The following is a 23,927-nucleotide window of genomic DNA, read 5'->3' as shown; positions in this document are numbered from 1 at the left end:
GACCAGAGCCATTCCATCGAGTGAGCAATCCCCCATACGGCTGACGGCGGCGGGGGCCCCAACTATGGTGCGGCGCAAGCGTTCCGGCACTTGGCCCACCGGCATTGCGATGTCAGTGACGGGTGCCACAGTGGGGGAGTGAGCAACGCCAGGACAGCGCGGGACCGGCAGGGAGGGGGTGAGGTCCGATCATGACCGGAACCGGAGTCGAGTTGGGCGCGCAGGCAGCGCGCTCGCGGGCCCTTGCCGTGCTGCGCGTCCGCGGCCGGGCCCTGGGGGTTGCCCTGCTGCCCGCGGCCGTCGAGGTGGTCCTGCTGACCGGCGGCGCCACCGGCCGGCTCACCGGCCCGGGCTGGGACACCGCCCGCTGGGCGGTGGGTGTGCCGGCCGCGCTCGTGCTGCTGGCCGCGACCGGCGTAGCGCTGGTGGTGGCCCGTGCCCGGCCGGCCGTGAGCCCCACGGTCCCGGTCGCCGAGAAGTCGGCCCCTGACCTGTACCGGCTGGTGCGCGACCTCGCCGACCGGCTCGACGTCCCCGCGCCCTCGGCCATAGCGCTGACCCCGGACTGCGACAGCTGGCTGGAGGACCGGGCCCACCCGGCCCACGGCCCGCCCCAGCGCCCGGCGCACGACAAAGCCGCCGGCCCCGGTCCCGGACCGGGCCCCGACGGCCGCCGGCGGGCCGCCCCCACCCCCGTCCTCGTCATCGGCTCCCCGTTCCTGTGGTGGATGCGCGTCGGCGAGCTGCGCGCGGTCCTCGCCCCGGTCGTCGCCGGTACGGGCCCTTCCGCGCACCCGGACATAGCCGCCGCCCGGCGCTTCGTCCGTGGTCTCGACGCGGCGGTGGCGGTCGCCTCGACGCCCGGCCGCTGTCCGCTGACCCGGGTCGTGTGCGCGACCCTCGGCTGGGTCGCCCGGCTGATGCTGCGCGGCTGCCGCGAGCACGCGGCCCTGATGGAGCGCGGGGTCGCCGCGGCCGCCGCCGAGCGCGCGCAGGCCGTGGACTACGGCCTGCGGATCGTCGCCCAGGAGCAGGTCGGCCTCGCCTACGCGGGCTGGGACCGGCTGCTGACCAAGGTGGCGCTGCCCGCCTGGCGCATGGGCCGCTGGCCCTCCCGGCTGGACGCGGGCGTGGTGTCCGCCCTGACCGAGCTGTCCCGGCGCGACCGTCTGGCCGAGGGCTTCGCCTCCCGGCTCGGTGAGCGCCCCGCCTGCGACCTGCTGGAGGAGCCCGGCACGGTGGACGAGGCCGCCTCCCTGCTCGCCGCCCGCCTGTTCCACGGCGGCCCGGCCGAGACCGGCCCGGACTGGGCGCCGGTGGACTGGCAGGCGTACCCGGAGGAGGTCGTCGACCGCACCTGGCGCGCCCACGCGGCCCGCCTGCACCGCGTCCTGGACACCCTCGGCGTCCGGCCCGCCCCTGCCGCCCCCGGCCAGGGAGGCCCCACGCTCGCCCGGGTCCTGGACCACCTCACGGAACACGGCCACCCGCCCGCCGGCTCCGCCTGCGACCCGGCCGGGAGCCCGGACGGCGGCCGGACGACGGCCTTGGAGCCGGACGCCGGCGACGAGCCGCCCGGGCCGGCCGCCGCCGCGGACGCGGGCACCTCCGCCGACGCCGGCACCCCCGTCGACACGGACCCCGTGCCGACCGGCCGTCCCACCGCGCCCGCCGAACCGACCGGCACCTCGGACCACGTCCTCCCCGCCGCCGAGGACCCCGCTCCCGGCACGGAGGACGACGCTCCCGGCACGGAGGACGACGACGACTCCGACCCCGGCACCGAGCGCAGCGCGGTTCTCGCCGCCGGGCTGAGTGCGGAGCTGGCGCGGGAGGAGGCCGCCGCGCCCAAGGGCGCGACCGCCGCCGGGCTGTTCCCGGACAGCTCGCTCTGGGACGACGGCGCCCTGCCGCTGTTCCCGCTCCAGCCCCCGCGCACCGGACGCGACCTGCTCGCCGATCACGTCACGGCGATGGTCTGCTGCGCCGCCGTGGACACGGCCGGTGCGACCCCCGCCCTCGACTGGCTGGACGGCCCCTCCCTGCTGCTGGACGGCGAGCGGGCCGCCGACCTCGGACCCAAGGTGCTGCACCTGATCGAGGAGGGCGACCCCGGCCCGCTCCGGGACTGGCTGAGCGCGTCCGGGATACGCCCGGAGAAGCCGGTCCGGCTCGTCTGAACCGCGCCCGGCGCCTCGCCCGGCGCTCCACCTGAGAGGCTTCGGCGGACCCGACGCCGTAACGGAGGGCAGACTTCCAGTTCAGGTCAATTCGCAACGAACAGTGACCAGGTCCGTGCGTTATGTGATGTGCTGGGACCGACCGCGCACATGGCAAAGGCATGCGACATACGACAGCACGACCGAGCAGCACGCACCACGCTGGCAACGGGGGCATGAGGGAGGGGAGCGTCCATGGCCTCGGACCACATCCGCCGCTGGGAGTCCGGAGCGCTCGCGCACGCCGTCACGGACCCCTTCGGCCAGGGACCGGTTCCCTGGCTGCGCGGCAGTGAGACGTACTTCGACGACACGGGGCACGTCGTGCCCTGGTACGTCGACCCGAGCCCGCAGCAGCCCGCGGGCGAGCGGCCGCGCGTCCCCGCGCCGCGCACGTCCGGGCCGGGGCCCCGCTCGGCCGACGACGTGTACCGCCAGATCAAGGGCTTCACCTCTTCCGGGGCGGTCGCGCCCGGCGAGGCGATCGACTTCCACATCACGGTCGACCCGCCGCAGCAGTTCGGCGTCGACATCTACCGGATCGGCCACTACGGCGGCGACGGCGCCTCGAAGATCACCACGAGCCCCCGCCTCTCCGGCATCGTCCAGCCCGCGCCGCTGGCCGCCGACCGCACGGTGTCCTGCCACCACTGGTGGCTCTCCTGGCGCCTCCAGGTGCCCGCGAACTGGGCGGTCGGCGCCTACGTGGCCGTCCTCACCACCGCCGACGGCTACCGCTCCCACGTCCCCTTCACGGTCCGCGACAACCACCCGGCCGATCTGCTCCTGCTCCTGCCCGACATCACCTGGCAGGCGTACAACCTCTACCCGGAGGACGGCCGCACCGGCGCCAGCCTGTACCACGCCTGGGACGAGAAGGGCTGTCTGCTCGGCGAGCCGGACGCGGCCACCACGGTCTCCTTCGACCGTCCGTACGCGGGCGCCGGACTGCCCCTGCACGTCGGCCACGCCTACGACTTCATCCGCTGGGCCGAGCGCTACGGCTACGACATCGCCTACGCCGACGCCCGCGACCTGCACGCCGGCCGCGTCGACCCGACCCGGTACCGGGGGCTGGTCTTCCCCGGCCACGACGAGTACTGGTCGGTGCCGATGCGCCGGGCCGTGGAGGACGCCCGGGACCACGGCACCTCCCTGGTCTTCCTGTCCGCGAACACCATGTACTGGCAGGTGGAGCTGGGTCCGTCCGCGTCCGGGGTGCCCGACCGGCTGCTGACCTGCCGCAAGCGCAAGGGCCCGGGGAAGCCGGTGCTGTGGCGCGAGATCGACCGGCCCGAGCAGCAGGTCGTCGGCATCCAGTACGCCGGCCGCGTCCCGGAGCCGCATCCGCTGATCGTCCGCAACGCGGGCCACTGGCTGTGGGACGCGACCGGGGCGCGCGAGGGCGACGAGATCGAGGGCCTCGTGGCGGGCGAGGCGGACCGTTACTTCCCGCGCACCCCGCTGCCCGAGCACGACGAGCGCATCCTGCTCGCGCACTCCCCCTACACCGACAACGACGGCGTCCAGCGGCACCAGGAGACCTCCCTGTACCGGGCGCCCTCCGGGGCCTGGGTGTTCGCCTCCGGCACGTTCGCCTGGTCGCCGTCCCTGGACCGGCCCGGCCATGTGGACCCGCGCATCCAGCGGGCCACGGCGAACCTGCTGGACCGCATCTGCAAACGGGACTGACCCTGGGCGCACCCCGATCACCCGCATACGGGAGAATCGAGGCACTTGGACAGAACCACGGGGAGGAACCGTGTCCGGATTCGTAGAAAAGCCCGAGCCGATCCAGGTTCCGGGCCTGGTGCACCTGCACACCGGCAAGGTGCGCGAGCTGTACCAGAACGAGGCGGGCGACCTCGTGATGGTCGCCAGCGACCGCATGTCCGCCTACGACTGGGTGCTGCCCACGGAGATCCCCGACAAGGGACGTGTCCTCACCCGGCTTTCCCTGTGGTGGTTCGAGCAGCTGCGCGACCTGGCCCCGAACCATGTGATCAGCACCGAGCTCCCCGAGCACGCCCCCGCCGACTGGGCGGGCCGCACGCTGGTCTGCAAGTCGCTGCGGATGGTCCCGGTCGAGTGCGTGGCCCGCGGCTACCTCACCGGCTCGGGCCTCGCCGAGTACGTCGAGTCCCGCACCGTCTGCGGACTGGCCCTGCCCGAGGGCCTGGTGGACGGCTCGGAGCTGCCCGCCCCGATCTTCACCCCGGCCACCAAGGCCGAGGTCGGCGAGCACGACGAGAACGTCTCCTACGAGGAGGTCGCCCGTCAGGTCGGCGCGGACACCGCCGCCCAGCTCCGGCAGTCCACGCTCGCCGTGTACTCCCGCGCCCGGGACATCGCCCGCGACCGCGGGATCATCCTGGCCGACACCAAGTTCGAGTTCGGCTTCGACGGCGACACGCTGGTCCTCGCCGACGAGGTGCTCACCCCGGACTCCTCGCGCTTCTGGCCGGCCGACCAGTGGCAGCCCGGCCGCGCGCAGCCGTCGTACGACAAGCAGTACGTCCGGGACTGGCTGACGTCCGCCGAGTCCGGCTGGGACCGCCGGAGCGAGCAGCCGCCGCCGGCGTTGCCGCAGCGGGTGGTCGAGGCGACCCGGCAGAAGTACGTGGACGCGTACGAGCGGCTGACCGGCACCGCCTGGTCCTGACGCGTCGTGCCCCGGAGAAGTTCCGGGGCACGAAGAAAGCCCCCGGCCGGAACCGGGGGCTTCTTCTCTGGAGCGGACGACGAGGCTCGAACTCGCGACCTCAACCTTGGCAAGGTTGCGCTCTACCAACTGAGCTACGTCCGCACTGCGCCGTGGCGCGAGAGCAACTATACCCAACCCGACGGGCGCGCGGGACGCACTGCCGCACGGCGGCCCCCGCACCGGAGGCCGCCGGATCCCGGCAGGGCGGGTCCCGCACGTCCGGCGAGTCGCCGGCGGGGGTCAACTCCACGTCGGCGCAGGGGATTGCGGGGTGCGTGGTGCGGGTGATGCGCCTGGGCCGTCGCACGCGGGCGTGCCCCGGTGCGGGCCGCGAGGATGTGGCAACCCTCACATGTCCGGCGCCCGGAGAGAACGTTCGGAAGAAGCGGGTGCACGAAAAAGCCCCGGTCCAGAAGACCGGGGCTTTTCTCCCGAGCGGACGACGAGGCTCGAACTCGCGACCTCAACCTTGGCAAGGTTGCGCTCTACCAACTGAGCTACGTCCGCACTGCCCCCGACCGGCTCCCACCGATCGGTGCGAGCACCAGCCTACCTGATCCACAGGAGTGGTCGGGACGACCGGTGCCAGAGCGGGTGACAGGAATTGCACACTGCGCCTTCCCCCTGGAAGGGGGATGTTCTACTACTGAACTACACCCGCACGGTCCGCGGGATCCGGCCTTCCGGCCTCGCCCCTCGGCGTGTCCCAGACATTAGCTGATCAGCAGGGGGGTAGCGCAAGTCGCCTCCCGGCGCGGCCAAGTGCACGGCCCCCAGGGCCCGCTGACGGACCCTGAGGGCTCGCCCCTTCGCGGGCCCTCACTGCGCGGCGCTGAACGCCTCGTAGACCTTCTTCGGGATGCGTCCACGCGCCGGCACGTCCATCTTGTTCGCCTGGGCCCAGGCGCGGACGGCCGCCGGGTCGGGAGCGACCTCCGTCTGCTTGTACGCCTTGCCGGACCGCGAGCGCTTGCGGCCCGCCTCCACGTAGGGCGCGAGCGCCTTGCGCAGTTCTCCGGCATTGGTTTCGTTCAGGTCGATCTCGTACGACTTGCCGTCGAGTCCGAAGGCGATCGTCTCCGCCGCTTCCGAGCCGTCGATGTCGTCAAAGAGCGTGACCACGACCTTTTGCGCCACGAATATCGGTCCCTTCGTGCGGCACGTCGATACAGCTCATCCAGCGATGACGTGCCGAGTATCGGCTATTGCCAATTCATTTGTACAGTGCCCGGCAATGCAAAGTGAAGCCCGACTAAATCCGCCCGCGTGTCCCCGTGCAATAGATGTCGTGGGTGGGTCTGTGGAACTTTCCCAGAACTTTTCGCGAGGGAGCGCCCCTGTCACCCGATCGTGATGCGGCTCACGTAGTTTCCTACAACTCTACTCGCGTAGAAATTTTGTGCGGGTAGTCTGAAGGAACCTGCTCAGCACCACACACCGGGAGTGCCAGTGGCACGCGTCGTAGTCGACGTCATGCTCAAGCCGGAGATCCTCGACCCCCAGGGCCAGGCGGTCCAGCGTGCGCTGCCGCGCCTGGGTTTCGAGGGGATCTCGGACGTCCGTCAGGGAAAGCGTTTCGAACTGGAAGTTGACGGGCCGGTCGACGAGGCCGTGCTCGCCCGCATCCACGATCTTGCGGAATCCTTCCTCGCCAACACGGTGATCGAGGACTTCATCGTCAAGGTGGAAGAGGGTGCGGAAGTCGCGGAGGCGGCCAAGTGACCGCTCGTATTGGCGTCGTCACTTTCCCGGGAAGCCTTGATGACCGGGACACCCAGCGCGCGATCCGCATCGCGGGTGCCGAACCGGTCGCGCTGTGGCACAAGGACAAGGACCTCAAGCAGGTCGACGCCGTGGTGCTGCCCGGCGGTTTCTCCTACGGCGACTATCTGCGGGCCGGCGCCATCTCCCGCTTCTCGCCGGTGATGGAGACGGTCATCGAGCAGGCGAAGGCCGGACTTCCGGTCCTCGGCATCTGCAACGGCTTCCAGGTCCTCACCGAGGCCCACCTCCTGCCGGGCGGCATGCTCGGCAACGACCACCTCCACTTCATCTGCCGCGACCAGAGGCTGCGGGTGGAGAACGCGGAGACGGCGTGGACCGGCGACTACCGCCAGGGCCAGGAGATCCACATCCCGCTGAAGAACATGGACGGCCGCTACGTGGCCGACCAGTACACGCTGGACAAGCTGGAGGCGGAGGGCCGGGTCGCGTTCCGGTACCTCGACGTCAACCCGAACGGCTCGCTCAACGACATCGCCGGCATCACCAACGAGGCCGGGAACGTCGTCGGCCTGATGCCGCACCCCGAGCACGCCGTCGAGCCGCTGATCGGTACGGGCCGTACCGACGGCCTCCCCTTCTTCACCTCGATCCTCAAGAAGCTGGTCAACGCATGAGCCGGACGCCTCTGGACACGGTCGAGCACGCGGCCGCGACCCCCGACGTCGAGCTGCCCTGGGCCGAACTCGGCCTCAAGAAGGACGAGTACGAGCGGGTGGTGGAGATCCTCGGCCGCCGCCCGACCGGCGCCGAACTCGCCATGTACTCGGTCATGTGGTCCGAGCACTGCTCGTACAAGTCCTCCAAGGTCCACCTGCGCCAGTTCGGCGAGAAGGCGCCCCAGTCGGACGCGCTGCTCGTCGGCATCGGCGAGAACGCCGGCGTGGTCGACGTCGGCCAGGGCTACGCGGTCACCTTCAAGGTCGAGTCGCACAACCACCCGTCGTACGTCGAGCCCTACCAGGGCGCGGCCACGGGTGTCGGCGGCATCGTGCGCGACATCATCGCGATGGGCGCGCGCCCGGTGGCCGTGGTCGACCCGCTGCGCTTCGGCGCGGCCGACCACCCCGACACCAAGCGCGTGCTGCCCGGCGTCGTCGCCGGCATCGGCGGCTACGGCAACTGCCTGGGCCTGCCCAACATCGGCGGCGAGGTCGTCTTCGACGCCTGCTACCAGGGCAACCCGCTGGTCAACGCCGGTGCCATCGGTGTGATGCGGCACGAGGACATCCACCTCGCCAAGGCGTCCGGCGCGGGCAACAAGGTCATCCTGTACGGCGCCCGGACCGGCGGCGACGGCATCGGCGGCGCCTCCATCCTCGCCTCCGAGACCTTCGACGACGCCAAGCCCTCCAAGCGCCCCGCCGTCCAGGTCGGCGACCCCTTTCAGGAGAAGCTCCTCATCGAGTGCACCCTGGAGGCGTTCAAGGAGAAGCTGGTCGTCGGCATCCAGGACCTCGGCGCGGCCGGTCTGTCCTGCGCCACGTCCGAGCTGGCCTCGAACGGCTCCGGCGGCATGCGCGTCACCCTCGACGACGTACCGCTGCGCGACTCCACGCTCTCGCCCGAGGAGATCCTCATGAGCGAGTCGCAGGAGCGCATGTGCGCGGTGGTCGAGCCGGAGAAGGTGGACCGGTTCCTCGAGATCTGCGACAAGTGGGACGTCATCGCCACCGTCATCGGCGAGGTCACCGACGGCGACCGGCTGGAGATCTTCTGGCACGGCGGCAAGATCGTCGACGTCGACCCGCGCACGGTCGCCCACGAGGGCCCGACCTACGAGCGCCCGTACGCCCGCCCGTCCTGGCAGGACGAGCTCCAGGCGGACGACGCGAACAAGCTGCCGCGGCCGGCGACGGGCGAGGAGCTGAAGGACCAGGTCCTGAAGCTGGTCTCCTCCCCCAACCAGGCCTCCAAGAAGTGGATCACCTCGCAGTACGACCACTTCGTGCAGGGCAACACCGTCCTCGCCCAGCCCGAGGACTCCGGCATGATCCGCATCGACGAGGAGACCGGTCTCGGCGTCGCCATCGCGACGGACGGCAACGGCCGGTACGCGAAGCTGGACCCGTACACGGGGGCCCAGCTCGCCCTCGCCGAGGCCTACCGGAACGTAGCGACGACCGGCGCCAGGCCGCTCGCCGTCTCCGACTGCCTGAACTTCGGCTCGCCCGAGGACCCGGCGGTGATGTGGCAGTTCGCGGAGGCCATCCGCGGGCTCGCGGACGGCTGCCTGCAGCTCGGCACGCCGGTGACCGGCGGCAACGTCTCGCTCTACAACCAGACCGGTGAGGCGGCCATCCACCCGACGCCGGTGGTCGCCGTCCTCGGCGTCATCGACGACGTGGCCCGCCGCACCCCGGTCGCCTTCCAGGAGGACGGCCAGCTCCTGTACCTCCTCGGCGACACGCGTGAGGAGTTCGGCGGCTCGGCCTGGTCCCAGGTGGTCCACGACCACCTCGGCGGCCTGCCCCCGAAGGTCGACCTGGAGCGCGAGCGGCTGCTGGCCGAGATCCTGATCTCCGCCTCCCGCGACGGCATGATCGACTCCGCGCACGACCTGTCCGACGGCGGTCTGGTCCAGGCGGTCGTGGAGTCGGCGCTGCTCGGCGGGAAGGGAGCGCGCCTGGTCGTCCCGGACGGCCTGGACGCCTTCACCTTCCTCTTCTCCGAGTCGGCCGGCCGCGCCGTCGTCGCCGTGCCGCGCTCGGAGGAGGTGCGCTTCAACGACATGTGCGGCGCACGCGGCCTCCCGGTCACCCGCGTCGGCGTCGTGGACGGCGACTCGGTCGAGGTCCAGGGCGAGTTCGCGCTCACCCTCGCCGAACTGCGCGAGGCCCACGAGGCGACGATCCCGGCCCTCCTGGCGTAACCCCTCACCCGCGCCCTCGCAGGCCCCGCCCGGCCCCCCGGACGGGGCCTGCACGCGTTCCCGGGTCGCCGAGCGCCCCGCGCCCCTGTGGAGTGGCTGAGGAGCGCCCGACCGGTGCCGTACGGGTCCCGGCGACCCCGGAAGCAGGCCTTCGGCCCGGCCCGGAAGAGCGCCCGGGAGAGACCGGCGCGACGGCGAGTCGCCCAGCCGTGGCCACCGACGCCCCCGGACGCGGTCGAGCCGCCCGCGGTGCGTCGGAGGAGGGCCGGCGCCCCGGGCCGCGCACCGCCTGGCTTCCTCGGCTCCGCCTGCCGTGCTTCGGAGGACGGCCTGAAGCCCCGTGCGGCGGGGCGAGTGGCTCACCGGGCGAAAACCGGCTGATCCCGGGCCCTCTGGCGGCATAGGGTCACTGGCATGTCTCCGGCCAAGAGGCGTGCTCGCGCCTATGACCCCGCCAGGACCCGCGCCGCGGTCCTCGCCCAGCTCGGCAACGTACGGGAGGCCGTCCGGGGCCTGGGCCCCGAGCAGCTCGCCCTGCCCACCCGGCTCGGCTCGTGGACCGTACGGGAGCTGGTCGCGCACATCGGCATGGCCGTCACCGCGGTCCACCGGGCCGCGGAGCTGCCGGCCCCGCCGAAGCAGGACGTCCCGGTCGCCGAGTGGCCGTTCGCCACCGCCGCGAACTCGGCCGCGATCGACGAGTTCACCCGCGGCCTGGTCACCGAGCGGCCCGACCTCGACGCCTACCTCGCCGAGGTCGACGCGGGCCTGCGCACCCTGCTCGACGCCCACCCCGGCGGCCGGCTCCTGCGGACCAACGCCGGCGCCCTCCCACTGGACGACTACCTCGTCACGCGGGCCGTGGAACTCGTCGTGCACACCGACGACCTCAACGCCGCCGTGCCCGGCCTGGAGACGCCCTTCGACCGCCAGGCGCTGGCCGCCGCCACCCGGCTCCTCGCCGACGCCCTCGCCGTGAAGGCCCCCGGCGCCTCCACGGAGGTGCGGGTGCCGCCGTACGCCGTGGTGCAGTGCGTGGAAGGGCCCCGGCACACCCGGGGGACCCCGCCCAGCGTCGTGGAGACCGATCCGCTGACCTGGATCCGGCTGGCCACCGGCCGGCTGGACTTCGCGGACGCCGTCGCCGGGGCGCTGGTCAGCGCCAGCGGAGAGCGGGCCGGCATCGGGGAGCTGCTGCCGCTCATGGCGTGACGGAACCGGCGGCCCGGGTGCCGCGTCGAATCCGTATGAACCGGTACAAGCAGCGCATGTCCCTGGCAGCGGCCGCCGTGCTCGTCCCGCTCACGGTGGCCTGTGGCAGCACGCCCGCCGGGCAGGCGAACAGCGGCTCGGCCGGCGCACGGCACACCGTGACCGGCGTCGACTGGCGGGTCGACGGCCTCACCGCAGGCGGCGCCACCCTGCGGGCGCCCGCCACCGCGCGCCTGCGGATCGACGCCGACGGGAAGGCGGCCGGCAACCTCGGCTGCAACGGCTTCGGCGCCCGGGCCACCGTCCACGGCGACCGGATCACGTTCGGCGACATCCGCTCCACCAAGATGGCCTGCGGCGAGGACCGCATGACCTTCGAGCGCGCCTTCGCCCGCTTCCTCACCACCGGCACCATCACCGCCAGGGCGGCGGACGGGAAGCTGACGCTCACCGACGGCGACGGCGACCGGCTGCACCTCAGCCGCGCCACCCGCGAATGATGTGCGACACCTCACTCGCGCACCCCGCAGAAAGCCGTGGAGTGCGACCCGGGGGAGCGGGCCCACGCCCGATCCTCACCGCATGACAGAGCGCTGACCTGCGAAAACCGGGAAACCGCCAAGGTGATCGGTAAACGCCGCTCCAGGGTGGCCGGGCATCCCCAATTCGGACCAGTGGTCGACCTCGCCTACACTCGGAGCCGTGCCACGTGGTGACGGTCGACTCAATCACGATCTGCTTCCCGGCGAGAAGGGCCCCCAGGACGCTTGCGGCGTCTTCGGTGTCTGGGCTCCGGGTGAAGAGGTCGCAAAGCTCACTTACTTCGGGCTCTACGCCCTCCAGCACCGGGGTCAGGAATCCGCGGGAATCGCGGTCAGCAACGGCTCCCAGATCCTCGTCTTCAAGGACATGGGCCTGGTCTCCCAGGTCTTCGACGAGACCTCGCTCGGTTCGCTCCAGGGTCACATCGCGGTCGGACACGCCCGCTACTCGACCACCGGCGCATCCGTGTGGGAGAACGCCCAGCCGACGTTCCGCGCCACCGCGCACGGCTCGATCGCGCTCGGCCACAACGGCAACCTGGTCAACACGGCGCAGCTCGCCGAGATGGTCGCCGACCTGCCCAAGGACAACAACGGCCGCTCCACCCGGGTCGCGGCCACCAACGACACCGACCTGCTGACGGCCCTGCTGGCCGCGCAGGTCGACGAGGACGGCAAGCCGCTGACCATCGAGGAGGCCGCCCACGCGGTCCTCCCGCGGGTCAAGGGCGCCTTCAGCCTCGTCTTCATGGACGAGCACACCCTCTACGCCGCCCGTGACCCGCAGGGCATCCGCCCGCTGGTCCTCGGCCGGCTGGAGCGCGGCTGGGTGGTCGCCTCCGAGTCCGCCGCCCTCGACATCTGCGGCGCCAGCTTCGTGCGGGAGATCGAGCCGGGCGAGTTCGTCGCCATCGACGAGAACGGCCTGCGCACCTCCCGATTCGCGGAAGCGAAGCCCAAGGGCTGTGTGTTCGAGTACGTGTACCTGGCCCGCCCGGACACCGACATCGCCGGCCGGAACGTGTACCTCTCCCGCGTGGAGATGGGCCGCCGCCTCGCCAAGGAGGCCCCGGCCGAGGCCGACCTGGTCATAGCGACCCCGGAATCCGGCACCCCGGCCGCCATCGGCTACGCGGAGGCCTCCGGCATCCCGTTCGGCGCCGGCCTGGTGAAGAACGCCTACGTCGGCCGGACCTTCATCCAGCCCTCGCAGACCATCCGCCAGCTCGGCATCCGCCTGAAGCTGAACCCCCTGAAGGAAGTCATCAAGGGCAAGCGGCTGGTCGTCGTCGACGACTCCATCGTGCGCGGCAACACCCAGCGGGCCCTGGTCCGCATGCTGCGCGAGGCGGGCGCGGCCGAGGTCCACATCCGGATCTCCTCCCCGCCCGTGAAGTGGCCCTGCTTCTTCGGCATCGACTTCGCCACGCGCGCGGAGCTGATCGCCAACGGGATGACCATCGACGAGATCGGCACCTCGCTCGGCGCCGACTCGCTGGCCTACATCTCCATCGACGGCATGATCGAGGCGACCACCATCGCCAAGCCGGACCTGTGCCGCGCCTGCTTCGACGGCGAGTACCCGATGGACCTGCCGGACCCGGAGCTGCTCGGCAAGCAGCTGCTGGAGACCGAGCTCGCGGCCGGCCCGGCCGCCACGGCCGCCTCCGACGCGATCCGGCGCCCGTAACACCCCTGCAGTACGACACGAAAGCTCTCACAGTCATGTCTGAGACAACTGGTGCCAGCTACGCAGCGGCGGGCGTCGACATCGAGGCGGGCGACCGCGCCGTGGAACTCATGAAGGAGTGGGTGAAGAAGACCCGGCGCCCCGAGGTGCTGGGCGGCATCGGCGGCTTCGCCGGGCTCTTCGACGCCTCCGCCCTCAAGCGCTACGAGCGCCCGCTGCTCGCCTCCGCCACCGACGGCGTCGGCACGAAGGTCGACATCGCCCGCCGGCTGGGGGTCTACGACACCATCGGCCACGACCTGGTCGCGATGGTCATGGACGACATCGTGGTGTGCGGCGCCGAGCCGCTGTTCATGACGGACTACATCTGCGTCGGCAAGGTGCACCCCGAGCGTGTCGCGGCGATCGTGAAGGGCATCGCGGAGGGCTGCGTCCTGGCCGGCTGCGCCCTGGTGGGCGGCGAGACGGCGGAGCACCCGGGTCTGCTGGGCGAGGACGACTTCGACGTCGCCGGCGCGGGCACCGGTGTCGTGGAGGCCGACCGGCTGCTCGGCCCGGATCGTATCCGCAAGGGTGACGCCGTGATCGCCATGGCGTCCTCCGGGCTTCACTCCAACGGGTACTCCCTGGTCCGCCATGTGCTGCTGGACCGCGCGGGCCTGGCCCTCGAGTCCGAGGTGGCCGAGCTGGGCCGCACCCTCGGCGAGGAGCTGCTGGAGCCCACCAAGATCTACTCGCTGGACTGCCTGGCCCTGACCCGCACCACCGAGGTGCACGCGTACAGCCACGTCACCGGCGGCGGACTCGCGGCCAACCTGGCCCGGGTCGTCCCCGACGCGCTGCACGCCGTGGTCGACCGCTCCACCTGGACCCCGGGCGCGGTGTTCGACCTCGTCGGCCGGACCGGCGACGTCGAGCGCCTGGAGCTGGAGAAGACGCTCAACATGGGCGTCGGCATGATCGCGATCGTTCCCGAGGAGTCGACGGACGTGGCCCTCGCGACCCTGGCCGACCGCGGGGTCGACGCGTGGGTCGCCGGTGAGATCACCGAGCGCGGCGACAAGGAGACCGGCGCCGAGCTGGTCGGGGACTACGCGGTCTGAACCCGCGGACAGCACAGAAGCCGGTCGGTGGCTGTGCCACCGACCGGATACGTGCTCAAAGCAAGGTCAAGCGCCGCGACGATGTTGTGAAGGACCCTCGTCCTCGTCCTCGTCGTCCTCATAGAGGTCGGCGTAGCGCGAGTACAGGTCGTCGTCTTCGTCCTCATCGTCCTCGAACGGCTCGCCGTTCGGCGGCTGGCTCGAAGTCGATGCGCCCAGTTCATTGGCCAGACGTGACAGGTCAGTCCCACCGCTGTTGTACTTCAGCTGGCGGGCGACCTTTGTCTGCTTGGCCTTGGCCCGGCCGCGCCCCATGGCTCGACCCCCTCGGTGACGGGGCTCGACGGCCCCAGAGTCTGACACGCGTTCATGATCGGAACGGGCCCTCCGTGGAGAGGCCGGTCCGTAGGGCTTCCACGGTACCTGAGCCCGCGCCCATACGGTACGTCGCCCGCAGCACGCGCGTGTGCACAGGACCCTCGAGGCGCCCCGTCCTCGCTGGTCAATGGCGATTTTAACCACTTATCGGGGTACGACCCGCCGACGGAAGTGAGAGTTCTCTCCACGTTCCCGCCGGCGGGTACCGCTCACCTGTGCGATCGGACGTCCGATCGCGGCGACCGGAGTCCTGCGGGGGCCCGGATCAGCGGCCCGCGCGGGCCTCGGCCATCCGCTGCTCGGCGATCCGGTCGGCCGCCGCGGCCGGCGGAATGCCGTCGTCCTTCGCACGTGCGAAGATCGCCAGGGTGGTGTCGAAGATCTTCGCCGCCTTGGCCTTGCACCGGTCGAAGTCGAACCCGTGCAGCTCGTCCGCCACCTGGATGACCCCGCCGGCGTTCACCACGTAGTCCGGCGCGTAGAGGATCCCGCGGTCGGCGAGGTCCTTCTCCACGCCCGGGTGGGCGAGCTGGTTGTTGGCCGCGCCGCAGACCACCTGGGCGGTGAGCACCGGCACGGACAGGTCGTTCAGGGCGCCGCCGAGCGCGCACGGGGCGTAGACGTCGAGCCCCTCGACCCGGATCAGCGCCTCGGTGTCGGCGACCGCCGTCACCTCGGGGTGCTGGTCGAGGACGCGCTGGACGGCCTCCGCGCGCACGTCCGTGATCACGACCTCGGCGCCCTCGTCCAGCAGGTGCCGGACCAGGTGGTGCCCGACCTTGCCGACGCCGGCGATGCCGACCTTGCGGCCGCGCAGCACCGGGTCGCCCCACAGGTGCTGGGCGGAGGCGCGCATGCCCTGGTAGACGCCGAAGGCGGTGAGCACGGAGGAGTCGCCGGCGCCGCCGTTCTCGGGGGAGCGGCCGGTGGTCCAGCGGCACTCGCGGGCGACGACGTCCATGTCGGCGACGTACGTGCCGACGTCGCAGGCGGTGACGTAGCGACCGCCGAGCGAGGCGACCATGCGACCGTAGGCGAGCAGCAGCTCCTCGGTCTTGTCGCGCTCCGGGTCGCCGATGATCACGGCCTTCCCGCCGCCGTGGTCCAGACCGGCCATGGCGTTCTTGTACGACATCCCGCGCGCGAGGTTCAGGGCGTCGGCGACGGCCGCGGCCTCGGTGGCGTAGGGGTAGAAGCGCGTACCGCCGAGGGCCGGGCCCAGAGCGGTGGAGTGGAGGGCGATCACGGCCCTGAGACCGCTGGCGCGGTCCTGGCAGAGCACGACCTGCTCATGGCCGCCCTGGTCCGACTGGAACAGGGTGTGCAGGACATCAGCAGGCGCGCCGGTTACGTCGGTCACTGTGGTGACTCCTGTGTAAGTAGCGGCGAGTGGGGTGCGGCCCCGTACGGGTGGCGGGGTCGTGGCATGAGCGTAGAGCCTCGGGTCCCTCACCATCCGCGCAGTGTTCAGGATCACTCTCTGGGGCCGTGTACGCACGTATCGCCGTGAAACGATTTGGTGTGGTTTCGAGCCGGGCCCGATGGGGAGGGAGCAGGCGTGCCCAAGGTGTCCTCGGTGGTCGTCCCGTATGCCGCGTACCTGCGTGTCTACGAGCCGCTGACCGCCTTCCCGGAGCCGGAACGCACCCACTGGGCCCGCTACGCCCGGCGCCCGGACCGCCCCTCCTACCAGGACGAACTGCGCCGGTCGCTCGCCGACTTGCTGCCCACCCCGCCGGTCCCGGTACCGGTGCACGAGAGCGGCGACGCCTTCGTGCTGGAGACCGACGGGGTGCTCTGCGTCTGCCCCTGGCGGACCCGGCTGCGCGGCTGGCTGGCCCTGGAGGGCCTCGGCGAGGAGCTGCCCCCGCCCGTGCTGGACGCGGTGCTGCCGCCGGTGGTGCGGCGCCAGGCCGCCCAGGACTACGAGCGCTGGCTGGCCCGCAACCCCGACGCCCGCCCCTGGATCCGCACCGCGACCTGGCAGATCCCGCTGAACTGGTTCGTGCTGGTCGCCGACGAGGAGCGGCGGTACGACGAGGCGTCCGGCGAGGTGCCGGCGATGCTGCGCTACCGCACCCCGATGGTGCAGGCCCGGCGGCGGGTGGCCCGGGCGCTGCGCACGCTGAAGGACACCATCGAGGAAGGGCCGCTGATCGACGGGCTGGTGGACGTCGGCCGCTGGCTGGAGGAGTTCCACCCGCGCTCGGTGGTCGAGCTGGACTACGGCGGCCTGGTGCACGCGGTGCCGGCCGGGGAGCTGGCCGACGACCACTCGGCGGCGGACGTGGCGGACGGCATCGAGGCGCTGCGCCGCGGCGACGGGGCGGCCGCCGGTGAGGCGTACGGGCGGCTGGTGGAGCGGTGGCGGACGGTACGGGACCGGCGCTCCGCGAACTGAGTGACGTACGTCACGGTCCGAATCGCCCCGAACAGCGTACGGTTCAGGTCACTTGGACCACCTGACGGGATGTTGGTCCCGATCCGGGCTTATGTCCCAAGGGTGATGGACAGCACTTACAAGTGCCTTGCCCTGGTTGCCACCCCTCATGCCAAAATAGGACAAGGAGTCCGGGGAGGGCTCCTCCGCTCAACTATGCTCCATCATGGGCGGATTCTCCGCATTGCACGCTATAGGGGGTCTGGTGACTCCTGATCGCCGCTGTGACTGATCGTCACAGAGGCGTGACTGTCCGCTATGGCATGGTCCATCGGCTTCCGTCGCTGATGAACACCTGGGAGGGCAATTCCATCGGTTTGGCCGACGCGGCTGGACAGATGGTGTAGTTGTAGTGCCGAGGACAAGCCGTTCGTCCTATAACCGACTCGACCCGCGTCCACCATTTCGGGCAACGCGGGTCAAGGTGCAGAATTTAGAGGAAAGAACCGAGAAGGTTCGGTTCTCCCGAGGAGGCCGCTCATGACCGCTCGCACCCCTGATGCCGAGCCGCTGCTGACCCCGGCTGAGGTCGCCACCATGTTCCGCGTCGACCCCAAGACGGTCACGCGGTGGGCGAAGGCCGGCAAGCTCACGTCGATCCGTACGCTCGGCGGGCACCGCCGCTACCGCGAAGCCGAGGTCCGCGCACTGCTCGCGGGCATCCCGCAGCAGCGCAGCGAGGCCTGAACAACTGAAAACAGGGCGAAACGGTCGTTCCCCCAACAGGCCGAGGCGCCCGAAACCCTAGCTCCAAGCGACGCGGGACCTGCCCCAACAGGGCCCACGCCCAAGCCGAAGAGAACGTTGTTGGCAGCGACACAGGGTGCGTCGTAGATCGCGCTGGACTCCGCCGGGTCCAGCGCGATCTTTTTTGTGCGCTGATCCGGGGCCGGTGCGGCGGTTGTGAGCGTCCTTGTCGGACTCTGGGGAGGGCTGTCGGATCGGCTGTGTGCGCACTCCGACGGCGGTGCAATTGCACATATTAAATCGACCCGTTGTATGAGGGGGGTAAGTTCCGCAGTTTTGAAAACTCATGCGGTGACTCCCGTCACACGCCAGGGTGCTTGAAGCCTGCGGCACGCGTGCGCTATTGGGGCCCCGCGTGCTCCAGCACCCCCCGCACACACGGGTGTTGGACCGCCCGGGCGAGGATCAGGCGCTGCGCGGCCGCTCCTCCGCGACGGGCTCCTCGTCCACGTCCTGGGGATAAGGGCCGGCGTCCAGCACCAGCCGCAGCAGGCGATGACAGACCGGGCAGTGGCGCGTGAGATGCCCGTAGGACGAGGCGGCCGACAGATGCGCCCGCAGCAGCGCCCGCGTCTCGTGCCTGGCCGATGCCGCCATACGCCACCTCCACGGGCCCCCGGGACGGAACACGCCCTGCCTTCTGGGTACCGAGCGCGGAAGACGCCGTCAAGGGCGCGGGCGGCCCCTCAGGGCCCGGAGAGCGGCAGGGGAGCGGCCGGGGCGGGGCCGGAGCCGCGCCCGGCGGCGGCACGCGGGCAGCGCTCGGGCAGCGCGACGGCAAAAAGAAGAAGGGCCCCTCTCGGGGCCCTTCTCACTTGCGGTCCTGACGGGATTTGAACCCGCGGCCTCCACCTTGACAGGGTGGCGAGCACTCCAAACTGCTCCACAGGACCAGGTTTCGCGGCACTCGGTGTTGCGCTGTGCTGCGAGAAGGACTGTACAGGAGGGTGAGCCCCCTGGTCGAACTCACCCACCGTATCCGCCCGGCTACGGAGCCGCCGCGTCGATCGCCTTCACGATCCGCTTGTCCGAGACCGGGTACGCCGTGCCCAGCGCATGGGCGAAGTAGCTCACCCGCAGCTCCTCGATCATCCAGCGGATGTCCAGCACCTGCCGCGGCACCGGCCGCCCCTGCGGGAGCTGCTCCAGCAGCCAGGCGTACTCGTCCTGCATCTCGTGGACCTTCTCCATACGGGTGGTGTCCCGCTGGACGCCCGTCGGCATCTGCTGCAGACGCCGGTCCGCCGCCACCAGGTAGCGCATCAGGTCCGGCAGCCGCCCTATCCCCGCCCACGTCACGAAACCGGGCTTCACCAGCGCGTCCAGCTGCTTGCGGACGTCCGCCAGGTTCGCCAGCAGCGCGGGGCTGCGCACGGCCTTCAGACGGCGCTCACAGGCCTGCCAGGCCGCCAGCACCTGCTGCACCTGCCCGACCGCACGGACCGTCGTGTCGACGATCTCCGCGCGCACCTTGTCGTACAGCTTCCGGTACGACTCCTCGTCCCACACCGGCCCGCCGAAGTCCCCGATCAGCTTGTCCGCCGCCGCCATCGCGCAGTCGTCGAAGAGCGCCTGCACGGAACCGTGCGGATTGGCGGACAGAGCCAGCTTCTGCGCGTTCGTGAGGCGGTCGCTCGCGAACTTCGCCGGATTCACCGGGATGTTGCGCAGGATCAGCCGGCGGGTACCCCGCCACATCGCCTCCGCCTGCTCCTCCTCCATGTCGAACAGCCGCACCGAGACCGTGTCGCCGTCGTCCACCAGCGCCGGATACGCCTTCACCGGCTGCCCCGCCCGGCGCGTCTCGAAGACCCGGCTCAGCGCGCCGATCGTCCAGTCCGTCAGACCCGAGCGCTCCAGCGACTCCCCGCCCTGCCGGGAGGCCGTGGCCGCGGCGGCCTGCGACAGCGCCTTGCGCGCCTTCGGCTTCAGACTCAGCCGCAGCGCCTCCAGGTCCTTGTCCTCGGCGAGCTTGCGCCGCCGCTCGTCGACGATGCGGAAGGTGATCCGCAGATGGTCCGGAACCTTCGACCAGTCGAAGTCCTCCGCGTCGAACGGCACACCGACCATGCGCCTCAGCTCACGCGCCATCGTCACCGTCAACGGCTCCTGCAACGGCACCGCCCGCTCCAGGAACGCCCGGGCGTAGTTCGGCGCCGGCACGTAGTTGCGGCGGACCGGTTTCGGGAGGGAACGGATCAGCTCCGTCACCACCTCCTCCCGCAGGCCCGGGATCTGCCAGTCGAAGCCCTCGTCGGTGACCTGGTTCAGCACCTGCAGCGGAATGTGCACCGTGACGCCGTCCGCGTCCGCACCCGGCTCGAACTGGTACGTCACCCGGAACTTCAACGGCCCCTGCCGCCAGGTGTCCGGATAGTCGGCCTTGGTGACCGCCTCCGCCGACTCCCGGATCAGCATCTCCCGCTCGAAGTCCAGGAACTCCGGCTGCTCGTGTCGCTTCCGCTTCCACCAGGAGTCGAAATGCGCCCCGGACACCACGTGTTCGGGCACCCGCTGGTCGTAGAAGTCGAACAGCGTCTCGTCGTCCACGACGATGTCCCGGCGCCGCGCCCGGTGCTCCAGCTCCTCGACCTCGCTGAGCAGCCTGCGGTTGTCGGCGAAGAACTTGTGGTGCGTACGCCAGTCGCCCTCCACCAGCGCGTTGCGGATGAACAGCTCCCGCGAGACCTCCGGGTCGATCCGGCCGTAGTTCACCTTCCGCTGGGCGACGATCGGCACGCCGTACAGCGTCACCTTCTCGAACGCCATCACCGCCGCCTGGTCCTTCTCCCAGTGCGGCTCGCTGTAGGTCCGCTTCAGCAGATGGCCCGCGAGCGGCTCCACCCACTCCGGCTCGATCTTCGCGTTGACCCGGGCCCACAGCCGGCTCGTCTCCACCAGCTCAGCCGACATCACGAACCTCGGCTGCTTGCGGAACAGCGCCGAACCCGGGAACACCGCGAACTTGGCGTTGCGGGCGCCCAGATACTCGTTCTTGTTGCCGTCCTTCACGTCCTTCATCCCGATGTGGGACAACAGGCCGGCGAGCAGGGACACATGGATCCGGTCGGCCGGGGCCTCCTCCTCGGCGAGGTGGATGCCCATCTGCTTGGCCACCGTGCGCAGCTGGGTGTAGATGTCCTGCCACTCGCGGATCCGCAGGAAGTTCAGGTACTCCTGCTTGCACATCCGCCGGAACGAGCTGGAACCCCGCTCCTTCTGCTGCTCACGGACGTACCGCCACAGGTTCAGATACGCCAGGAAGTCGCTCGTCTCGTCCTTGAACCGGGCGTGCTGCTGGTCCGCCTGGGCCTGCTTCTCCGCCGGACGCTCCCGCGGGTCCTGGATCGACAGCGCGGCCGCGATCACCATCACCTCGCGGACGCAGCCGTTCCGGTCGGCCTCCAGCACCATCCGCGCCAGCCGCGGGTCGACCGGCAGCTGGGCCAGCTTGCGCCCGGTGTCCGTCAGCCGCTTGCGCGGGTCCTTCTGGTCCGGGTCCAGCGCGCCCAGCTCCTGCAGCAGCTGCACACCGTCGCGGATGTTGCGGTGGTCCGGCGGATCGATGAACGGGAACTTCTCGATGTCGCCGAGGCCGGCCGCGGTCATCTGCAGGATGACGCTCGCCAGGTTCGTCCGCAGGATCTCCGCGTCCGTGAACTCCGGCCGCGCGAGGAAGTCGTCCTCCCCGTACAACCGGATGCAGATGCCGTCCGAGGTACGGCCGCAGCGGCCCTTGCGCTGGTTGGCGCTCGCCTGCGACACCGGCTCGATGGGCAGCCGCTGCACCTTCGTACGGTGGCTGTACCGGGAGATCCGGGCGAAACCGGGGTCGATCACGTACTTGATCCCCGGCACCGTCAGGGACGTCTCCGCGACGTTCGTCGCCAGCACGATCCGGCGCCCGGTGTGCGGCTGGAAGACCCGGTGCTGCTCGGCGTGCGACAGCCGCGCGTACAGCGGCAGGATCTCCGTGAACCGGTAGTTCTTCCTGGTCAGAGCGTCCGCTGTGTCCCGGATCTCCCGCTCGCCCGACAGGAAGACGAGGATGTCGCCCTTCCCCTCCGCCATCAGCTCCTCGACGGCGTCGGTGATCGCGGTGATCTGGTCCCGGTCCGCGTCGTCCGAGTCCTCCTCCAGCAGCGGCCGATACCGCACCTCCACCGGATACGTCCGCCCACTGACCTCCACGATCGGCGCGTCACCGAAATGCCGGGAGAAGCGCTCGGGATCGATGGTCGCGGACGTGATGACGACCTTCAGATCCGGCCGGCGCGGCAGCAGCTGCGCCAGATAACCCAGCAGGAAGTCGATGTTCAGGGACCGCTCGTGGGCCTCGTCGATGATGATCGTGTCGTAGGCCCGCAGCTCACGGTCCGTCTGGATCTCCGCGAGCAGGATGCCGTCCGTCATCAGCTTGATGAACGTGGCGTCCTGGTTCACCTGGTCCGTGAAACGGACCTTCCAGCCGACGGCCTCCCCGAGCGGCGTCCGCAGCTCCTCCGCGACCCGCTCGGCGACCGTGCGCGCGGCGATCCGGCGCGGCTGCGTGTGCCCGATCATGCCGCGCACACCACGGCCCAGCTCCAGGCAGATCTTCGGGATCTGGGTCGTCTTGCCCGAACCCGTCTCACCGGCCACGATCACGACCTGGTGATCACGGATGGCGGCCGCGATCTCGTCCTTCTTCTGACTGACCGGCAGTTGCTCCGGATAGCCGACGGCGGGCACACGGGAGCGCCGCTCGTCCATCCGGGCCTCGGCCCTGGCGACCTCGCCCTCGATCTCGGCGAGGACGGCCGCGCGGGCCTCCGGCTTACGGATCTTGCGCGCGCCCTCGAGCCGCCGGCCGAGCCGGTGCGCGTCGCGCAGCGAAAGCTCGGTCAGACGGGGGGCGAGGGAGCCGAGGGCGGGGGCGGGATGCGTAGACATACGCGGTCCAGGATCTCACCTCACGGAAATCCCTGGCGAACGATTTGCCCGCGGGCCGCGCCGGGGCCCTCCGCGCGCCGCGTGCGGGGCGGGCGGCCGCCTGCCGCCGGAGAGGAGGCCGATGAACTAGCGTGAGCGATATGTCCGATTCGCCGCACGGCGCCCACGGCCGGCCGCCCACCTGGGCCGAACGCTGGGCCGCCTTCCGCGAATCACCCTTCCTGCCCGCCACCGTCCTGCTGCTGATCCTCGCCGCCGTGGCCGGACTCTTCGCCGGCTCCTACACCTACGCGATGGCCAGCCCCACCCCGCACACCATCCCCACCGCCGTCGTCGGCCCCCACGACGAACCGGCCGCCCGGCGGTTCATCGACGGCATGGAACACGCCCTGGACGCCTCCCTCGCGCTCCACCCCTACGCCAACCGGCCGGACGCCGTGCGGGCCGTCGACGAACAGAAGGTGTTCGCGGTCTTCGAGGCGCCCGCCGACGGCCGCACGATCATCCTGGACGTCTCCTCCGCCTCCGGGGCGTCCGTCTCCCAGCTCCTCGCCCAGGCCGCGGTGCAGGTCAGCGAGGCCACCGGCACCACCGTGAAGGTGCGGGACCTCAAGCCCCTGCAGCGGGGCGACCCGCGCGGCCTCGCCCTCTTCTACATCTCACTCGCCGCGGTGATCATCGGCTTCGTCGGCTCCATCCAGCTCAGCGTGCACGCACGGGCCCTGAACCCGGCGGAACGCATCGCCTACACCGCTGGATACAGCGTGCTGGGCGGGTTCACCATCGCCGCGGTGGTGGACTGGCTGCTCGGCGCACTGGACCTGCCGTTCGCGGAGTCCTGGCTGATCCTCGCCCTGACGATGTTCGCCAGCGGCATGGTGTTCACGATGTTCAACACCCTGGTCGGCCGCTGGGCCATGCTGCCCACCTGGGGACTGATGGTCCTCCTCGGCAACCCCTCGTCCGGCGGCGCCGTCTCCTGGCCCCTGCTGCCCTCCCCGCTCGGCGTCATCGGCCGCTGGCTGCCGCCGGGAGCCTCCGTGAACGCCCAGCACACCGCCGTCTACTTCCGCGGCCACCAGCACGCCTTCCCGTTCCTCGTGCTGGTGGGGTGGGCCGTCGTCTCCGGCGCGGTCTTCCTCATCTGGCGCCACCGCCACCCGGGCGGCCGCCAGACCCCGCCCGGCGAAGCTCCGCCCGCCCCCGGCGCGGACAGGCCCTAGGTGTATTGATCACGAGCGTTGTTGACACCGGTGGGTCTTGAACATAGCGAAGACCTCCGATGTGGTGGAGCTGTCTAGGAACA

18 protein-coding genes and 4 tRNA genes are annotated in these 23,927 nt (G+C 71.0%); 13 read left to right on the top strand and 9 right to left on the bottom strand.

Translation table 11 applies throughout. The features are described from left to right. Positions 1-191 precede the first annotated feature (191 nt). The 3 genes from ACFYU0_RS11925 (at position 192) to ACFYU0_RS11915 (ending at position 4,881) form a co-directional block, all read left to right on the top strand. Complete coding sequence (locus ACFYU0_RS11925; RefSeq protein ID WP_389300005.1) at positions 192-2,180, top strand: hypothetical protein; 1,989 nt, start codon at positions 192-194, stop codon at positions 2,178-2,180. A gap of 234 nt (positions 2,181-2,414) precedes the next feature. Further along, entirely contained in the window at positions 2,415-3,911 is a 1,497-nt protein-coding gene (locus tag ACFYU0_RS11920) for a N,N-dimethylformamidase beta subunit family domain-containing protein (RefSeq protein WP_351661435.1), read from the top strand. A 70-nt stretch (positions 3,912-3,981) separates the two neighbouring features. Further along, the gene (locus ACFYU0_RS11915) at positions 3,982-4,881 is read left to right on the top strand and encodes a phosphoribosylaminoimidazolesuccinocarboxamide synthase (protein WP_351661432.1); all 900 of its coding nucleotides are present in this window, start codon (positions 3,982-3,984) and stop codon (positions 4,879-4,881) included. A gap of 68 nt (positions 4,882-4,949) precedes the next feature. On the opposite strand, the gene ACFYU0_RS11910 is transcribed toward ACFYU0_RS11915, so the two are convergent. The 4 genes from ACFYU0_RS11910 to ACFYU0_RS11895 all read right to left on the bottom strand — a co-directional run bounded on the left by ACFYU0_RS11910 (position 4,950) and on the right by ACFYU0_RS11895 (position 6,060). After that, positions 4,950-5,025, bottom strand: a tRNA-Gly gene (locus ACFYU0_RS11910). 332 nt (positions 5,026-5,357) lie between these two features. Continuing rightward, a tRNA-Gly gene (locus tag ACFYU0_RS11905) sits at positions 5,358-5,430 on the bottom strand. A gap of 82 nt (positions 5,431-5,512) precedes the next feature. Further along, positions 5,513-5,584: transfer RNA gene (locus ACFYU0_RS11900), tRNA-Gly, on the bottom strand. A 158-nt stretch (positions 5,585-5,742) separates the two neighbouring features. Next, positions 5,743-6,060: an Lsr2 family protein gene (locus ACFYU0_RS11895; protein WP_250404435.1), complete on the bottom strand. Its 318-nt coding sequence runs from the start codon at positions 6,058-6,060 to the stop codon at positions 5,743-5,745. A 312-nt stretch (positions 6,061-6,372) separates the two neighbouring features. Here ACFYU0_RS11895 and purS point away from each other — a divergent pair, with 312 nt between their 5' ends. From purS to purM, 7 genes are all read left to right on the top strand, one after another. Further along, positions 6,373-6,645, top strand: a complete 273-nt coding sequence (gene purS, locus ACFYU0_RS11890; protein WP_250404436.1) for a phosphoribosylformylglycinamidine synthase subunit PurS — start codon at positions 6,373-6,375, stop codon at positions 6,643-6,645. Then, on the top strand, positions 6,642-7,322 hold the full coding sequence (gene purQ / locus ACFYU0_RS11885) for a phosphoribosylformylglycinamidine synthase subunit PurQ (protein ID WP_351661428.1): 681 nt from the start codon (positions 6,642-6,644) through the stop codon (positions 7,320-7,322). The genes purS and purQ overlap by 4 nt, the downstream gene beginning before the upstream one ends. Beyond that, entirely contained in the window at positions 7,319-9,577 is a 2,259-nt protein-coding gene (gene purL, locus ACFYU0_RS11880) for a phosphoribosylformylglycinamidine synthase subunit PurL (protein WP_389299996.1), read from the top strand. Before purQ ends, purL begins: the two co-directional genes overlap by 4 nt. A 414-nt stretch (positions 9,578-9,991) precedes the next feature. Continuing rightward, a complete protein-coding gene (locus ACFYU0_RS11875; protein ID WP_389299993.1) occupies positions 9,992-10,789 on the top strand; it encodes a sterol carrier family protein in 798 nt (265 codons plus the stop codon). 56 nt (positions 10,790-10,845) lie between these two features. Continuing rightward, positions 10,846-11,289 (top strand): META domain-containing protein, encoded by a 444-nt coding sequence (locus ACFYU0_RS11870; RefSeq protein ID WP_389299991.1) that lies wholly within the window; start codon positions 10,846-10,848, stop codon positions 11,287-11,289. Positions 11,290-11,491: 202 nt separating this feature from the next. After that, positions 11,492-13,021, top strand: coding sequence for an amidophosphoribosyltransferase (gene purF, locus ACFYU0_RS11865; RefSeq protein ID WP_351661416.1), 1,530 nt, complete (start codon positions 11,492-11,494; stop codon positions 13,019-13,021). Positions 13,022-13,056: 35 nt separating this feature from the next. Next, complete coding sequence (gene purM, locus ACFYU0_RS11860) at positions 13,057-14,124, top strand: phosphoribosylformylglycinamidine cyclo-ligase (RefSeq protein WP_351661414.1); 1,068 nt, start codon at positions 13,057-13,059, stop codon at positions 14,122-14,124. Between the two features lie 66 nt (positions 14,125-14,190). Here the strand turns inward: purM and ACFYU0_RS11855 are convergent, their stop codons facing one another. Next, a complete protein-coding gene (locus tag ACFYU0_RS11855; RefSeq protein ID WP_199211120.1) occupies positions 14,191-14,439 on the bottom strand; it encodes a DUF3073 family protein in 249 nt (82 codons plus the stop codon). Between the two features lie 328 nt (positions 14,440-14,767). Continuing rightward, entirely contained in the window at positions 14,768-15,862 is a 1,095-nt protein-coding gene (locus ACFYU0_RS11850) for an amino acid dehydrogenase (RefSeq protein ID WP_351661410.1), read from the bottom strand. A gap of 198 nt (positions 15,863-16,060) precedes the next feature. Between ACFYU0_RS11850 and ACFYU0_RS11845 the strand changes: the two genes are divergently transcribed. Together ACFYU0_RS11845 and bldC are read left to right on the top strand one after the other, a co-directional pair. Continuing rightward, on the top strand, positions 16,061-16,903 hold the full coding sequence (locus ACFYU0_RS11845; protein WP_389299987.1) for a hypothetical protein: 843 nt from the start codon (positions 16,061-16,063) through the stop codon (positions 16,901-16,903). A 519-nt stretch (positions 16,904-17,422) separates the two neighbouring features. Beyond that, entirely contained in the window at positions 17,423-17,629 is a 207-nt protein-coding gene (gene bldC, locus ACFYU0_RS11840; protein WP_003949541.1) for a developmental transcriptional regulator BldC, read from the top strand. A gap of 465 nt (positions 17,630-18,094) precedes the next feature. Here bldC and ACFYU0_RS11835 read toward each other — a convergent pair whose 3' ends face one another. The 3 genes from ACFYU0_RS11835 to hrpA all read right to left on the bottom strand — a co-directional run bounded on the left by ACFYU0_RS11835 (position 18,095) and on the right by hrpA (position 22,621). Beyond that, the gene (locus ACFYU0_RS11835; RefSeq protein ID WP_389299985.1) at positions 18,095-18,286 is read right to left on the bottom strand and encodes a DUF6274 family protein; all 192 of its coding nucleotides are present in this window, start codon (positions 18,284-18,286) and stop codon (positions 18,095-18,097) included. Positions 18,287-18,507: 221 nt separating this feature from the next. Next, positions 18,508-18,582, bottom strand: a tRNA-Asp gene (locus ACFYU0_RS11830). A 94-nt stretch (positions 18,583-18,676) separates the two neighbouring features. Beyond that, on the bottom strand, positions 18,677-22,621 hold the full coding sequence (gene hrpA / locus ACFYU0_RS11825) for an ATP-dependent RNA helicase HrpA (protein ID WP_389299982.1): 3,945 nt from the start codon (positions 22,619-22,621) through the stop codon (positions 18,677-18,679). 140 nt (positions 22,622-22,761) lie between these two features. On the opposite strand from hrpA, the gene ACFYU0_RS11820 reads away from it, so the two are divergent. After that, entirely contained in the window at positions 22,762-23,844 is a 1,083-nt protein-coding gene (locus tag ACFYU0_RS11820) for an ABC transporter permease (protein WP_389299980.1), read from the top strand. The last annotated feature ends 83 nt before the right edge of the window (positions 23,845-23,927 follow it).

The sequence above is a fragment of the Streptomyces sp. NPDC003720 genome, assembly GCF_042875075.1.
Taxonomy (GTDB): Bacteria; Actinomycetota; Actinomycetes; order Streptomycetales; family Streptomycetaceae; genus Streptomyces.
The sequence above is the reverse complement of the archived record's forward strand: the minus strand, read 5'-3'. Positions and strand labels throughout refer to the sequence as shown.

What these genes read in the sequence shown, in the direction of transcription:
- ACFYU0_RS11925 (WP_389300005.1), top strand. Translation starts at nt 192, where the DNA reads ATGACCGGAACCGGAGTCGAGTTGGGCGCGCAGGCAGCGCGCTCGCGG.
- bldC (WP_003949541.1), top strand. Translation starts at nt 17,423, where the DNA reads ATGACCGCTCGCACCCCTGATGCCGAGCCGCTGCTGACCCCGGCTGAG.
- ACFYU0_RS11920 (WP_351661435.1), top strand. Translation starts at nt 2,415, where the DNA reads ATGGCCTCGGACCACATCCGCCGCTGGGAGTCCGGAGCGCTCGCGCAC.
- ACFYU0_RS11870 (WP_389299991.1), top strand. Translation starts at nt 10,846, where the DNA reads ATGTCCCTGGCAGCGGCCGCCGTGCTCGTCCCGCTCACGGTGGCCTGT.
- purM (WP_351661414.1), top strand. Translation starts at nt 13,057, where the DNA reads ATGTCTGAGACAACTGGTGCCAGCTACGCAGCGGCGGGCGTCGACATC.
- ACFYU0_RS11820 (WP_389299980.1), top strand. Translation starts at nt 22,762, where the DNA reads ATGTCCGATTCGCCGCACGGCGCCCACGGCCGGCCGCCCACCTGGGCC.
- ACFYU0_RS11835 (WP_389299985.1), bottom strand. Translation starts at nt 18,286, where the DNA reads ATGGCGGCATCGGCCAGGCACGAGACGCGGGCGCTGCTGCGGGCGCAT.
- purL (WP_389299996.1), top strand. Translation starts at nt 7,319, where the DNA reads ATGAGCCGGACGCCTCTGGACACGGTCGAGCACGCGGCCGCGACCCCC.
- hrpA (WP_389299982.1), bottom strand. Translation starts at nt 22,621, where the DNA reads ATGTCTACGCATCCCGCCCCCGCCCTCGGCTCCCTCGCCCCCCGTCTG.
- ACFYU0_RS11855 (WP_199211120.1), bottom strand. Translation starts at nt 14,439, where the DNA reads ATGGGGCGCGGCCGGGCCAAGGCCAAGCAGACAAAGGTCGCCCGCCAG.
- ACFYU0_RS11875 (WP_389299993.1), top strand. Translation starts at nt 9,992, where the DNA reads ATGTCTCCGGCCAAGAGGCGTGCTCGCGCCTATGACCCCGCCAGGACC.